This is a genomic window from Cupriavidus sp. H39 (genome assembly GCF_050271075.1).
Classification (GTDB): domain Bacteria; phylum Pseudomonadota; class Gammaproteobacteria; order Burkholderiales; family Burkholderiaceae; genus Cupriavidus; species Cupriavidus necator_B.
Map to the genome: position 1 here is coordinate 124909 of NZ_CP189848.1, position 14773 is coordinate 139681.

A 14773-nucleotide genomic window follows, 5' to 3' on the forward strand; every position below is an offset into this window, starting at 1 on the left:
GCGGGGCGGGATCGCCGCCGCCGCCGCGCGCTTCGACATGACGCCGTCCGAGGGTTGCCTCAGCCGATCGTCATCAAACTGGCATTGCCGCCCGCGGCCGCGGTGTTGACCGAGAGCGAGCGCTCGATCAGCAGGCGGTCGAGCGCGATATTGCGCTCCCCCTGCGCCAGGCCCTGCACGCCGATGATCGGACCGGGGCGCGCCGCGACCTGTTCGCAAACCGTGCGCAGCTGGTCCGAATCGCCGTGGTGCAGCACCGCATCGATGGCCGTGTCCGCCGCGGTCCAGTCGGCCACCATGCGGACGCGCGATTGTACGCCCTGAGGCAGGCGCGCAAACAGCCCCCGCGCGACAGGGTTTTCCAGCCATACCGCCTCGGCGCCGACGGTCAGCACGGCGCCCAGCTGCAGGGCCAGGTCCGACTCCTGCGCGGCCAGGCACAGCACCCGTTCGCGCGGCAGCAGGGTGTAGGTGTTGCGCTCGCCGGTCGGGCCAGCCAGCGTCACCGCCAGGCCCGAGGCCGAGGCCTCGGCGAAGCGCTCGCATGCGGCCGCGACTTCCGGCAACTCGGTGCGGGCCCAGTCCCTGAACGCTTCCGTGGCCCGCATGGCTTCGTCGTCCGGCCCCACGGTCTGGGCCCCGCCCGCGCCGGCATTGACGTCGGCCGCGCGCACGCTGCGCGCCACGGCATCCTGCGGGCAGACCGACAGCAGCCGGTGCAGGTACAGCGGGCCGCCCGCCTTGGGGCCGGTGCCCGACAGCGCCTCGCCGCCGAACGGCTGCACGCCCACCACCGCGCCGACGATATTGCGATTCACATACAGGTTACCCACCCGGGCCCGGCTGACGATGAACGAGATGGTCTCGTCGATGCGGGTATGGATGCCCAGCGTCAGGCCGTAGCCGGTGCCATTGATCTGGCTCACCATGGTGTCGAGCGCGGTGCGCGGGAAGCGCACCACATGCAGCACCGGGCCGAACACCTCGCGCTTGAGTTCCTCGATGCTGTCCAGCTCGATCAGCGTCGGCGGCACGAAGGTGCCATGGCGGCAGCTGGCACCCTGCGCGGCGTTGGGGTCGGCCTGATAAACCCGGCGGCCCTTGGCGCGCATCGCATCGATATGGCGCACGATGCCGGCGCGCGCCTCTTCGTCGATCACCGGCCCGACGTCGGTCGACAGGCGGTCCGGGTTGCCCATGTTCAGTTCCTGCATCGCGCCCTTGAGCATTTCCAGCACGCGCTCGGCCACGTCTTCCTGCAGGCACAGCACGCGCAGCGCCGAGCAGCGCTGGCCGGCGGAGTCGAAGGCGGAGTTGACCACGTCGCCGACCACCTGCTCGGCCAGCGCCGACGAGTCGACGATCATCGCGTTCTGGCCGCCGGTTTCGGCGATCAGCGGGATCGGGCGGCCGGCGGCGTCAAGGCGCCCGGCCACGTTGCGCTGCAGGATGCGCGCGACCTCGGTCGAGCCGGTGAACATCACGCCCTTGACCCGGGCGTCGCCCACCAGCGCGGCGCCGACGGTCTCGCCACGGCCCGGCAGCAATTGCACCGCGCCGGCCGGCACGCCGGCCTCGCGCAGCAGCTTCACCGCGGCGGCGGCGATCAGCGGGGTCTGCTCGGCGGGCTTGGCCAGCACCGGATTGCCGGCCGCCAGCGCGGCCGCCACCTGGCCGGTGAAGATCGCCAGCGGGAAGTTCCACGGGCTGATGCAGACCACCGGCCCCAGCGGCCGATGGGTCTCATTGTCGAAGCCGCGGCGAATCTCGGCGGCGTAATAGCGCAGGAAGTCGACGGCCTCGCGTACTTCGGCGATGGCGTTGGAGAAGGTCTTGCCGGCCTCGCGCATGATGATGCCCATCAGCGACTGCATCTGGGCTTCCATCAGGTCGGCGGCGCGCTCCAGCGCGGCCGCGCGCACGTCCGGCGGCGTCGCCTGCCAGATCGGCGCGGCATTGACCGCGGCCTGCAGCGCGGCGTCGACGTCGGCCTGGCTGGCTTCGGTGACTTGTCCCACCACGTCGCGGTGGTCCGCGGGGTTCAGCACGGGCGTGGTGATGGCGTCGGCCGCGCGCGGCGCATCGACGACCAGCGCGGCACCCAGCATCGGCTCGGCGACCTGGCGCTCGCTGGTGCCTGCCAGCAGGGCCGACGACAGCGACGCCAGGCGATGCTCGTTGGCCAGGTCGATGCCGGCGGAGTTGGGCCGGCTCTTGCCATACAGCGTACGCGGCAACGGGATGCGCGGATGCGGCAGGCCGAGCGCGCCTTCGTCGCGGTGCATCGTCTCGACCACGGCCACCGGGTCGGCGACCAGCTCGTCCAGCGAGATGGTGTCGTCGGCAATGCGGTTGACGAAGGAGGTGTTGGCGCCGTTCTCCAGCAGCCGGCGCACCAGGTAGGCCAGCAGCGTTTCGTGCGTGCCCACCGGCGCGTAGATGCGGCACGGGCGGTTGAACTTGCCATCGGCGGTGGGGCCCACCACCTGGTCGTACAGCGGCTCGCCCATGCCGTGCAGGCACTGGAACTCATACTGGCCGGGGTAGTAGCTGTGCCCGGCGATCTGGTAGATGGCCGACAGCGTGTGCGCGTTGTGCGTGGCGAACTGCGGGTAGATCGCGTCCGGCACCGACAGCAGCTTGCGCGCGCAGGCGATGTACGACACATCGGTGTAGACCTTGCGCGTATAGACCGGATAGCCTTCCAGCCCTTCCACCTGGGCGCGCTTGATCTCGCTGTCCCAGTAGGCGCCCTTGACCAGGCGGATCATCAGGCGATGGCGGCTGCGGCGAGCCAGGTCGATCAGGTAGTCGATCACGAACGGGCAGCGCTTCTGGTAGCCCTGCACCACGAAGCCGATGCCGTTCCAGCCGGCCAGCTCGGGCTCGAAGCACAGGCGCTCGAGCAGGTCCAGCGAGATCTCGAGGCGGTCGGCCTCCTCGGCGTCGATATTGATGCCGATGTCGTACTGGCGTGCCAGCAGCGTCAGCGACTTCAGGCGCTCGTACAGTTCGGCCACCACGCGCTCATGCTGCGCACGGCTGTAGCGCGGGTGCAGCGCCGACAGCTTGATCGAGATGCCCGGGCCCTCGTAGATGCCGCGCCCGCGCGAGGCCTGGCCGATGGCATGGATGGCCTGTTCGTACGACGCCAGGTAGCGCGCGGCATCGGCCTCGGTCATGGCCGCCTCGCCCAGCATGTCGTAGGAGTAGCGGAAGCCTTCGGCCTCGTAGCGGCGCGCGTTGGCCAGCGCCTCGGAAATGGTCTCACCGGTGACGAACTGCTCGCCCATCAGGCGCATCGCCATGTCCACGCCCTTGCGGATCAGCGGCTCGCCGCCCTTGCCGATGATGCGCGTGAGCGCGCGGGTCAGGCCCGATTCGGTATGGGTGGCGACCAGCTTGCCGGTCAGCAGCAGGCCCCAGGTGGCGGCGTTGACGAACAGCGACGGGCTCTGGCCCAGGTGCGACTGCCAGTTGGCGCCGCTGATCTTGTCGCGGATCAGCGCGTCGCGCGTGGCCTTGTCGGGAATGCGCAGCAGCGCCTCGGCCAGGCACATCAGCGCCACGCCTTCCTGCGACGACAGCGAGAATTCCTGGATCAACCCTTGCACCAGCCCTTCCCGCCCGGTGCCGACCTTCTGCTCACGCAGCCGCGTGGCCAGCGTCTTGGCCATCTTGAGGGCCGCCTCGGCCTGCTGCTGCGGCAGGCGCGCCTGTTCCAGCAGCACCGGCACGCAATCCGTTTCCGGACGACGATAGGCCGAGGTGATGGCGGCGCGCAGCACCGACTGCGGCTGGATGCTCTGCGCGAATTCCAGGAAGGGTTGCGGCGCGCCGTCGCCATGGACCGCCTCGGCACCGTCGGCGCCCTCCGCCTCGGCGCTGCCCGCGCCGGTGTCGTACGGCAAGTGGCCGCGCTCGATCTGCTCGAGATAGCTGAAGATCGCCTGCTTGATCAGCCAGTGCGGGGTGCGGTCGATGGATTGGGCAACGCGCTTGAGGCGGTCGCGCGAGGCGTCGTCGAGCTTGACGCCGAGAGTGGTGGTGGCCATTGCGGGCAATTCTCCGAAAGACTGGAGCCGCCGCCGGTGCTACCTCGTCCGTGCCGACCGGCAGGGGCGCGCGACCGGCCGCAGCCTGTGAGCTGGCGCGATCTTACTCCCGAAAATCACCAAGGTGCAACCTGGCGCAACCCTATCGAAAACCCTAACCATCGGGTTGCACCGTTTTCCCGCACATCGAGCCGCTAGATCCGCAGCGGATCGATTTCCAACTGCCAGCGCACGCCCTTCACTTGCGTACCTACCTCTGCGAAAGTCTGTACCCACTCGGCCACAAACCTTTGCAGTACCGGGCGCGCGCTGGCTTCCACCAGCATCTGCGCACGCTCCCGGTTGAACACGCGCACCATCGACATGGGCACCGGGTCGTGCAGTTGCACCTCCTGCGCCAAGGTGCAGCATTCAGCATGCCGACGCGCGGCTTCGAGGAATTGCAGCGCCCGTTCCAGCTGCCCGTGTTCGGCCGTCACCAGCACCTGGAAGCAGAACGGGGGCAACCCGGCCTGGCGCCGCTCGCGCAACTGGCTGGCCGCGAATCCATCATAGTCATGGCGCGTCAGCGCCTGCAATGCCGGGGTATCCGGGTAGCGGGTCTGGATCAGTACCTCGCCCGGCAGGCCGGCCCGGCCTGCCCGCCCCGCCACCTGCATCAGGGACGCAAACAGGTGCTCGGCGGCGCGGAAGTCGTGGCTGAACATGGCCGCGTCCGGATGGACGATGCCAACCAGGGTCACGCGCTGGAAGTCATGCCCCTTCGCCACCATCTGGGTGCCCACCAGGATGTCGACCTCGCCCGCGTGGACCTCGTCGAACATGGCCTGGGCGCTGCCCTTGCGGCGCGTGGAGTCGGCGTCGATGCGGGCAATGCGGGCCTGGGGGAAGCGCGCCGCCAGCGCTTCTTCGATGCGTTGCGTGCCGCGGCCCAGCGGCGCGATGTCGACATTGCCGCAATCCGGACAGTGATGCGGCACCGGGGCCTCGAGGCCGCAGTGGTGGCAGCGCAGGCGCCGCTCGGGCCGGTGCAGCACTAGGTACGCCGAGCAGCGCGGGCAGCCCGACAGCCAGCCGCAGCTGTCGCAGGCGATCACCGGCGCGTAGCCGCGGCGATTCAGGAACAGCAGGCTCTGCTCGCCGCGCGCCAGCCGCGCGTCGATGGCCTCCAGCAGCGGCACGGACAGGCCCTCGAACAGCGCGCGCTGGCGCTGGCGTTCATGGTTCAGGTCGACCAGCCGCACCGCCGGCAGCGCCGCATCGGCCTGGGCGCGCTCGCGCAGCACCAGCTTGCGGTACGTGCCCTGCGCGGCCCGCCACCAGGTTTCCATCGAGGGCGTCGCCGAGCCCAGCACCACCGCGATGCCGCGCTGCTTGGCGCGCCACACGGCCAGGTCGCGCGCGGAGTAGCGCAGGCCTTCCTGCTGCTTGTAGGAGGTGTCGTGCTCCTCGTCGACCACGATCAGCGCCAGCGCCGGCAGCGATGCCATCACCGCCATGCGCGTGCCCAGCACGATGCGGGCCTCGCCACGATGCGCCGCCAGCCACTGCAGGCTGCGCTCCTGGTCGGCCAGGCCGCTGTGCAGCACCGCCAGCGGCAGCTGCGGGAAGCGCGCGGCAATGCGCGCCTGCAACTGCGGGGTCAGGTTGATTTCGGGCACCAGCATCAGCACCTGGGCCAGCGGGTTGCGCGCCAGCACCGCCTGCATCGCATGCAGGTAGACCTCGGTCTTGCCGCTGCCGGTCACGCCGTGCAGCAGGAACGGGGCATAGCCTTCGGCCTCGGCAATGGCCTGCACCGCGGCGCGCTGCTCGTCATGCAACGGCGGCGCGGCCGATGGCAGCTGGGCGGGATCGACCGGCAACAGTGTGCGCGCGGTGCGCGTTGCCTCGACCCAGCCGGCGGCCTGCCATTCGGCCAGCCGCGACGGCGCCGCCGCACAGAGGGCGCGGGCCTGCGCCATTGACAGCGGCTCGCCGGCGGGAGCGCGCTCGGCCAGCGCCTGGGCCAAGGCGCGCACGCTGCGGGCGCGGGGCGGCACGGCCGCCAGCAAGTTGTCAGCCTGTCCCGGCAGCACGCGGTATTCATCGGTGCGGGCACGCTGCGCCAGGTTCGGCCAGCTTTCCGCCTCGCGCAAGGCGGGCGGCAAGGCCGGCAGCATCACTTCACCAAGCCGGCGCTGGTAATAGCGCGCGGCAAAGGCTGCCAGCTCGATCCAGTCCGGCTGCAGCGGCGCCAGCCAGTCAAGCCGTTGGGCCACCGGACGCAGCTTGTCCGCGGGCACTTGCGAGCCTTGCGCGAATTCCACCGCCACGCCCACCATGCTGCGGCGTCCGAACGGCACCACCACGAGGTCGCCTGGCGCGACGTCGGCAATGGCGAGGTAGTCAAAGCAGTCGTCGGCGGGCGTGTCGAGTGCAACCCGGATCACGGGCGGCGCAGACGGCACCGCCGCGCCGGACGATAGCGCCACGGGCTCGGGGGGATGCGTGCCGCTATCGGGCTGCATGCCCAACTTGCGGTTGCATCGCCGTGGGGCAGGCGTTGGTCCACAGACGTCCTGCCAGGCAAGGGGAGAAAGTTAGTGTGCAGCGCAACACCAACTTAAAGTAAAACTTCAAATGTGGCCCTAAGTCGATGATAGATGACTGGTTTTCCACTAATTCCCACACCCCTGTGGATAACTTTGTTGAAAAGTCGCTTTGCCTGGCCGGGAAGGCCCGAAAAACAAGGGATCCACTGGCATCGACCCCTTCTTTGCAAATCTTCCAAAGCCTTAAAAATCAAGGGCTTGCAAACATCCCCCAGATAGGTTAGGGAATAACCCTGTCATGCAGTGCGGCAAACCTATCGGTGTGCATAAGTCAAGTGCCGCCCGTCAATTGCGCGCACCTTTTTGGCGAGTCGTGGCGAAAAAGTTAACTTGACAGGGTACGGCCGCGCGGCTCGCGCAGCACTGGGTACGGGCGGGACCGGAACGTTGCAGCGCGAGGCACCGCCGCACTGGCGTGGTTGCGGGCATACCGCGGCCGTCACTTCCCTGCCGCGCGCAGTTGGCGGCTGTGCCGGTGTACTTCGTCGACCAGCACGGATACGGCCTCGGGCGGCGTGAACTGCGAAATCCCGTGGCCGAGGTTGAACACGTGGCCGTCGCTGCCGCCGCCGGCCGCATAGCTGTCCAGTACGCCACGCACCTGCTCGCGGATGGCGGCCTCGGGCGCAAACAGGACGGTCGGATCGATATTGCCCTGCAGCGCCACGCGGCCGCCGGTACGCCGGCGCGCCTCGGCCAGGTTGACGGTCCAGTCCAGCCCGATGGCATCGGCGCCGGTGTCGGCCAGCGCTTCCAGCCACAGGCCACCGCCCTTGGTGAAGACGATCGCCGGCACTTGCTGCCCGGCGTGCTCGCGTTTCAGACCGGCCAGCACGCGGCGCATATACGCCAGCGAGAACGCCTGGTACATGCCGTCGGCCAGCGCGCCACCCCAGGTGTCGAAAATCATCACCGCCTGCGCTCCCGCCTCGATCTGCGCGTTCAGGTACGCCGTGACCGCCTGCGCATTGATGTCGAGGATGCGGTGCATCAGGTCGGGGCGGCCGTACATCATCGCCTTGACCGTGCGGAAATCGTCCGAGCCGCCGCCCTCGACCATGTAGCAGGCCAGGGTCCACGGGCTGCCCGAGAAGCCGATCAGCGGCACGCGCTGGCGGCCGTCCTGCACCAGCGCGCGGCGGATCTCGCGCACGGCGTCGAACACGTACTGCAGCGACGCCATGTCGGGCACGGCCAGCTTCTGCACGTCGGCCTCGGTGCGCAGCGGATGCGCGAAGCGCGGGCCTTCGCCCTGCGCGAACGACAGGCCCAGGCCCATTGCATCCGGCACCGTGAGGATGTCCGAGAACAGAATCGCCGCGTCCAGCGGATAGCGGTCCAGCGGCTGCAGTGTCACTTCGGTGGCGTAGGCCGGGTTCTTGGCCAGCCCGAGGAAGCTGCCGGCGCGCGCGCGCGTGGCGTTGTACTCGGGCAGGTAGCGGCCGGCCTGGCGCATCAGCCACAGCGGCGTGTATTCGGTCGGCTGGCGGCGCAGCGCGCGCAGGAAGGTATCGTTCTGCAGTGCGGTCATGGTCATCCTCGTAAGACCGCCATTCTAAGGGATGGCCACGCGCGGATGCCGCTCAGACGTCGTCGATCATCCCGGCGAACGCCGACGCCGCGCGGCGCATCCATTCCCGCGCCCGTTCGGCCTCGGGCTGCAGCCGCGCGAAGCCGTGGGTCATGCCGCCGGCCTCGATGGTGATGACCGGGGCGTCGTGGCGCACCAGGAAGTCGGCGTAGGCCAGGCCGTCGTCGCGCAGCACATCGTGCGCGGCCACCATCAGCACGGTGGCCGGCGGACGCACCGGCGGTGCAGCCATCAGGTGCACGCGCGGATCGCGGTGGGCAGCGCCCAGCGCCAGCGCCTCGGCGCCGATGTACTGGGTCCAGAACCAGGCCATCTCGTCACGCGTGAGGCCGGGGCCGTCGGCGAAGGCGCGATAGCTTTCGGTGCTGAGCACCGGCGCCGCGACCGGATAGATCAGCAGCTGGGCATCGACCCGCACCGCATGGCCGGCATTGAGTTGCTGCGCGGCCTGCGCGGCGAGGTGGCCCCCGGCGCTGTCGCCGGCCACCGCCAGGAAATCCGGCGCCAGTCCCAGCGCCTGGCGCTGTCCGGCCAGCCAGAGCACGGCTTCGGCGGCATCGTCGCAAGGCGCCGGGAAGGCATGTTCCGGCGCCAGGCGGTAATCGACGCTCGCCACGGCGCAGCCGGTATCCGCCGCAAGCAAGGCCGCGACGGTATGGTGCGTCCTGGTCGAGCCGACCACCCAGCCGCCGCCGTGGAAGTACACCATCAGCCGCGGCGTGGCCACGCCGGGCGGGCGGAACAGCTGCGCCACGAGCGTGCGGCCGTCCAGCGCCACAGCGAGCTGCTGCACGACCACGCCGTCCGGATCGGGCCGCAGCGAGGCGGCGGTAATAGGCAAGCAGTTGGGGATCGATGGCCATGGTCGGCGGCAGTTTGGGTAAATCGGGAGGGCAGAGGAAACGGAAACGCCGGGGATCAGCCCGCGCCAAGCTGGCGCGTCAGTTCGACCTTGCTGCAACAGTCCTGCACCGCGAGCAGCCCCGCACGGATGGCGTGGCGCACGGCCTGGTCGTTGACGATGCCAAGCTGGAGCCAGACCCCGCGTGCGCCAATGGCGATGGCCTCGTCGACCACTCCCGGGGTTTCCTCGGCACGGCGGAAGATATCGACCCACTCGATCGGGGCACCGGCCGCCGCCGCAGCATCGGCGGCCTGGCGCAGCGTAGCGTGGCAGGTCTCGCCGAGGATGCGTTCGCCGGCATGGCGTGGATTGACCGGCACAATGCGGAAGCCGTGGCCTTGCAGGAATTCAGCCACCTCATGGCTGGGCCGCTCAGGACGGTCGGACAGGCCGACCACGGCGACGGTCTTCATGCCCAGCATGGCTGGTATGGCTTGCTGCATCTCAGGCGCCATGACATCTCCGAGTTGTGGACGTGTGAGGATAGGTGGCGGCGGGGCGCCACGACCCAACCAGGCAAGCCAGCGCCTGGTGAATCGTAACCGCAATTGTCACGCAGGATTTGGTGCGGAAACGAACACGAAATCCATCGATAAAAAGATAATCCCGCTACACCTGGGCACGCAAGATGTGATGCGAACGCGCGAAAATATGCCGTTCACGCCGGATTTGAAGCGCTCCGGCTTTCAACTTCTTTCAAAACGATACATTTTGTTACTGCCATGCCAGGGAGTTTCCCCCACAATGCATTGACACACCCGCTGTGCGGGCGTGGCGCCCCGATGAAAATGGCAGTGCAGACTAAGGGGGCGTGCTGAAGAAAGCCTTTTTGTAGCGTTTTCCGGCAGTAACCCGATTTTCCGATCCAGCCTGAAGCTTGCTGGACCGGAGCACCAGGCAGACCGTTGCAGCGCGTGGCCTTTGCGGCCTGTGGGCGGATATTTGAATATCCGTTGCGCCTTGCTTGTCGACCTGGACCGAACCCGTTCCTTCGAATTGACCCCTCGAAGGGATTTTCCCGTCCGCGCGGAGCCTCCCCGGCCCGCGCGCTTTTTTTTGTCCAGGCGCGACAAAAGCATATCGCCCCGCCCACAAAAAAGGCAGCCTCGCGGCTGCCTTTTTTAAATGTCGCATCGAAAAAACAACAATGCGACAGCCCTGCCTGATCCTTACTTCTTCCGACGCAGACGGGCAATGGCTGCCAGCTGTGCGGCGGCCACGGCCAGTTCGCTCTGGGCACGGGCCAGGTCGAGGTCGCTGCTCTGGTTCTGCATCAGCTCCTCGGCGGCGCGCTTGGCTTCCTGGGCCTTGGCTTCGTCCAGGTCGCCACCGCGGATTGCGGTGTCGGCCAGCACGGTGACGTGCTTGGGCTGCACTTCGAGAATGCCGCCGGCAACGAACACGAACTCTTCGCTGCCGTCTTCTTTCTCGATGCGCACCGCACCCGGCTGGATGCGCGTGATCAGCGGCGTGTGGCCGGGCAGGATGCCCAGCTCACCCGACTCGCCCGGCAGCGCCACGAACTTCGCCTGGCCGGAGAAGATCGACGCTTCCGCGCTGACGACGTCTACAAGAATGGTTGCCATATCTGATCCTTTCTCCAATCGCTTCGCTCACACGGCGGACCCGGACCAAACCGGATCCGCCTTCGCTCCCGCTCGCGCGGGAACGGCAAGCAAGGCTTACTGGAGCTTCTTGGCCTTCTCGAAGGCTTCGTCGATCGAGCCGACCATGTAGAACGCCTGCTCGGGCAGGTGATCGCACTCGCCGTCGACCAGCATCTTGAAGCCGCGGATGGTTTCCTTCAGCGGCACGTACTTGCCCGGCGAACCCGTGAACACTTCGGCCACGTGGAACGGCTGCGACAGGAAACGCTGGATCTTGCGAGCGCGGTTCACGGCCAGCTTGTCTTCCGGCGACAGTTCGTCCATGCCCAGAATCGCGATGATGTCGCGCAGTTCCTTGTAGCGCTGCAGGGTCTGCTGCACGCGGCGGGCCACTTCGTAGTGTTCCGTGCCGACGACTTGCGGATCCAGCTGGCGCGAGGTCGAGTCGAGCGGATCGACGGCGGGGTAGATACCCAGCGCGGCGATGTCACGCGACAGCACCACGGTCGAGTCCAGGTGCAGGAAGGTCGTAGCCGGCGACGGGTCGGTCAAGTCATCGGCAGGCACGTACACGGCCTGGATCGACGTAATCGAGCCGGTCTTGGTCGACGTGATGCGCTCCTGCAGCTTGCCCATTTCTTCAGCCAGCGTCGGCTGGTAGCCCACGGCGGAAGGCATACGGCCCAGCAGTGCCGACACTTCGGTACCGGCCAGCGTGTAGCGGTAGATGTTGTCGACGAAGAACAGGATGTCACGGCCTTCGTCACGGAAGCGCTCGGCCATGGTCAGGCCGGTCAGCGCCACGCGCAGACGGTTGCCCGGCGGCTCGTTCATCTGGCCGAACACCATGGCCACCTTGTCGAGCACGTTCGAGTCCTTCATTTCGTGGTAGAAGTCGTTCCCTTCACGGGTACGCTCGCCCACGCCGGCAAACACCGACAGACCGCTGTGCTGCTTGGCGATGTTGTTGATGAGCTCCATCATGTTGACGGTCTTGCCCACGCCAGCACCACCGAACAGGCCAACCTTGCCGCCCTTGGCGAACGGGCAGACCAGGTCGATCACCTTGATGCCGGTTTCGAGCAGGTCAACCGAAGGCGACAGTTCGTCGAACTTCGGTGCCTTCTGGTGAATCGCGCGCAACTCGTCCGAGGCGATCGGGCCGGCTTCGTCGATCGGGCGACCCAGCACGTCCATGATGCGGCCCAGGGTGCCGTGGCCGACCGGCACCGAAATCGGGGCGCCGGTGCCCTTCACTGCCATGCCGCGGCGCAGACCGTCCGACGAGCCCAGGGCAATGGTACGCACCACGCCGTCACCGAGCTGTTGCTGGACTTCAAAAGTCAGGCCCTTCTCGGCGAACGAGCCTTCGTCGCTGTCTTGCAGCACGAGCGCGTCGTACACCTTCGGCATTGCGTCGCGGGGGAACTCGATGTCCACCACGGCGCCAATACACTGCACAATATTTCCGATACTCATTTCGTATCTCCGATAGCTTGAATTCGTGACGCCTTAGACCGCAGCTGCACCGCTGACGATTTCCGACAGTTCCTTGGTAATCGCGGCCTGACGGGTCTTGTTGTAGACCAGTTGCAGTTCGCCGATCACGTTCTTGGCGTTGTCGGACGCAGCCTTCATGGCCACCATGCGCGCCGATTGCTCGGACGCCATGTTTTCGGCCACGGCCTGGTACACCAGCGCCTCGACGTAGCGGACCAGCAGCTCTTCCACGACGGTCTGGGCGTCAGGCTCGTAGATGTAGTCCCACGAGTAGGCGCGCTTCTCTTCGTCGGTCTGCGACAGCTTGTCGGCGGCGAGCGGCAGCAGCTGCTCAACCATCGGTTCCTGCTTCATCGTGTTGATGAACTTGGTGTACGCCACGTACACCGCGTCGACCTCACCATTGGTGAAGGCGTCGAGCTGGACCTTGATCGCGCCGATCAGCTTTTCCAGATGCGGGGTGTCACCGAGGTGCACCACGTGCGAAACCACCTTGGCGCCGATACGGCCCAGGAACTGCATGCCCTTGGTACCGATGGCGGTGGCTTGCACTTCCACGCCACGGCCTTGCAGGGCCTTCAGCTCATTGGTCACCGAGCGCAACACGTTCGTGTTCAGGCCGCCGCACAGCCCCTTGTCGGTCGTGACCACGATCATGCCCACGCGCTTGACGTCGCGCTCCTGCATGAACGGGTGCTTGAACTCGGGGTTGGCCGTAGCCAGGTGCGCCGCAATGTTGCGCACCTTCTCGGCGTAAGGACGGGCGCTGCGCATCCGCTCCTGCGCCTTGCGCATCTTGGATGCGGCGACCATCTCCATCGCCTTGGTGATCTTGCGCGTGTTCTGCACGCTCTTGATCTTGGTTCGAATTTCTTTCGTTCCGGCCATATCTTCCTCTCCATCCGAACCATCGCCGCGCCGGCGTGAGCCAGGCGCGGCGGCGGTGTCGTGGAATTACGCGGTTAGAACGCGGCGGACTTCTTGAAATCCTCGACAGCAGCACGCAGGGCGGGCTCATCTTCCTTCGAGAGCTGCTTGGTCTCTTCGATGCGGTTGATGAGGTCGGCGTACTTGGTCTTCAGATGGTCGTGCAGGCCCTTCTCGAACGGCAGAATGTCCTTCACTTCCACGTTGTCGAGGAAGCCGTTGTTGGCGGCGAACAGCGACGCGGCCAGCTGCCACACTTGCAGCGGCTGGTATTGCGGCTGCTTGAGCAGTTCGGTCACGCGGCGGCCGCGCTCCAGCTGCTTGCGGGTGGCATCGTCCAGGTCCGAGGCGAACTGCGCGAACGCAGCCAGTTCACGGTACTGGGCCAGGTCGGTACGGATACCGCCGGACAGGTTCTTCACCACCTTGGTCTGCGCAGCACCACCGACGCGCGACACCGAGATACCGGCGTTGATGGCGGGGCGGATACCGGCGTTGAACAGGTCGGTTTCCAGGAAGATCTGGCCGTCCGTGATCGAGATCACGTTGGTCGGCACGAACGCGGACACGTCGCCGGCCTGCGTTTCGATCACCGGCAGCGCGGTCAGCGAACCGGTCTTGCCCTTGACGGCGCCGTTGGTGAACTTCTCGACGTAGTCGGCGTTCACGCGGGCAGCACGCTCGAGCAGGCGCGAGTGCAGATAGAACACGTCGCCCGGGTAGGCTTCGCGGCCCGGCGGGCGGCGCAGCAGCAGCGACACCTGGCGATAGGCCCAGGCTTGCTTGGTCAGGTCGTCATAGACGATCAGCGCGTCTTCGCCGCGATCGCGGAAGTACTCGCCCATGGTGCAGCCGGCGTAGGCGGCCAGGTACTGCATGGCGGCCGAATCCGAAGCGGCGGCGGCCACGACGACGGTGTATTCCATCGCGCCGTGTTCTTCCAGCTTGCGCACCACGTTGGCGATGGTCGAAGCCTTCTGGCCGATTGCCACGTAAACGCAGAAGACGCCCTTGCCCTTCTGGTTGATGATGGCATCGACGGCGACGGCGGTCTTGCCGGTCTGGCGGTCGCCGATGATCAGCTCGCGCTGGCCACGGCCGATCGGCACCATCGCGTCGATCGACTTCAGGCCGGTCTGCACCGGCTGGCTCACCGACTGACGCGCGATCACGCCCGGGGCCACCTTCTCGATCACGTCCGTTTCCTTGGCGTTGATCGGGCCCTTGCCGTCGATCGGCTGGCCCAGCGTGTTGACCACGCGGCCCAGCAGTTCCTTGCCCACCGGCACTTCCAGAATGCGGCCGGTGCACTTGACCGTGTCGCCTTCGGAAATGTGTTCGTAATCACCCAGCACCACGGCGCCGACCGAGTCGCGCTCGAGGTTCAGCGCGAGGCCGAAGGTGTTGCCGGGGAATTCCAGCATCTCGCCCTGCATCACGCCAGACAGGCCATGCACGCGGCAGATACCGTCGGTCACGGAAATCACCGTGCCGGTGTTGCGCACTTCAGCTTCGGCGCCAAGACCCGAGATGCGGGTCTTGATCAGCTCGCTGATTTCTGAGGGGTTCAGTTGCATCACAATGCTCCTAATTCT

General features: G+C 67.1%; 9 protein-coding genes. All 9 read right to left on the bottom strand.

Annotation, left to right across the window (positions count from 1 at the left end):
- Positions 1-59: 59 nt before the first annotated feature.
- Complete coding sequence (putA, locus tag ACOCMH_RS16090; RefSeq protein ID WP_427311880.1) at positions 60-4055, bottom strand: trifunctional transcriptional regulator/proline dehydrogenase/L-glutamate gamma-semialdehyde dehydrogenase; 3996 nt, start codon at positions 4053-4055, stop codon at positions 60-62.
- Between the two features lie 194 nt (positions 4056-4249).
- On the bottom strand, positions 4250-6565 hold the full coding sequence (locus ACOCMH_RS16095; protein WP_427311882.1) for a primosomal protein N': 2316 nt from the start codon (positions 6563-6565) through the stop codon (positions 4250-4252).
- Between the two features lie 523 nt (positions 6566-7088).
- Positions 7089-8180, bottom strand: a complete 1092-nt coding sequence (gene hemE, locus ACOCMH_RS16100; RefSeq protein ID WP_427311884.1) for a uroporphyrinogen decarboxylase — start codon at positions 8178-8180, stop codon at positions 7089-7091.
- A gap of 52 nt (positions 8181-8232) precedes the next feature.
- Positions 8233-9081: an alpha/beta hydrolase gene (locus ACOCMH_RS16105; protein WP_427311886.1), complete on the bottom strand. Its 849-nt coding sequence runs from the start codon at positions 9079-9081 to the stop codon at positions 8233-8235.
- A 77-nt stretch (positions 9082-9158) separates the two neighbouring features.
- Positions 9159-9599, bottom strand: a complete 441-nt coding sequence (locus ACOCMH_RS16110; RefSeq protein ID WP_427311887.1) for a CoA-binding protein — start codon at positions 9597-9599, stop codon at positions 9159-9161.
- Positions 9600-10313: 714 nt separating this feature from the next.
- Positions 10314-10730, bottom strand: a complete 417-nt coding sequence (locus ACOCMH_RS16115) for a F0F1 ATP synthase subunit epsilon (protein WP_010811262.1) — start codon at positions 10728-10730, stop codon at positions 10314-10316.
- Between the two features lie 96 nt (positions 10731-10826).
- The gene (gene atpD / locus ACOCMH_RS16120; RefSeq protein ID WP_171516231.1) at positions 10827-12230 is read right to left on the bottom strand and encodes a F0F1 ATP synthase subunit beta; all 1404 of its coding nucleotides are present in this window, start codon (positions 12228-12230) and stop codon (positions 10827-10829) included.
- A 33-nt stretch (positions 12231-12263) separates the two neighbouring features.
- Positions 12264-13139, bottom strand: a complete 876-nt coding sequence (gene atpG, locus ACOCMH_RS16125; RefSeq protein ID WP_427311889.1) for a F0F1 ATP synthase subunit gamma — start codon at positions 13137-13139, stop codon at positions 12264-12266.
- A gap of 74 nt (positions 13140-13213) precedes the next feature.
- Positions 13214-14755, bottom strand: a complete 1542-nt coding sequence (atpA, locus tag ACOCMH_RS16130) for a F0F1 ATP synthase subunit alpha (RefSeq protein WP_427311891.1) — start codon at positions 14753-14755, stop codon at positions 13214-13216.
- Between the last annotated feature and the right edge of the window lie 18 nt (positions 14756-14773).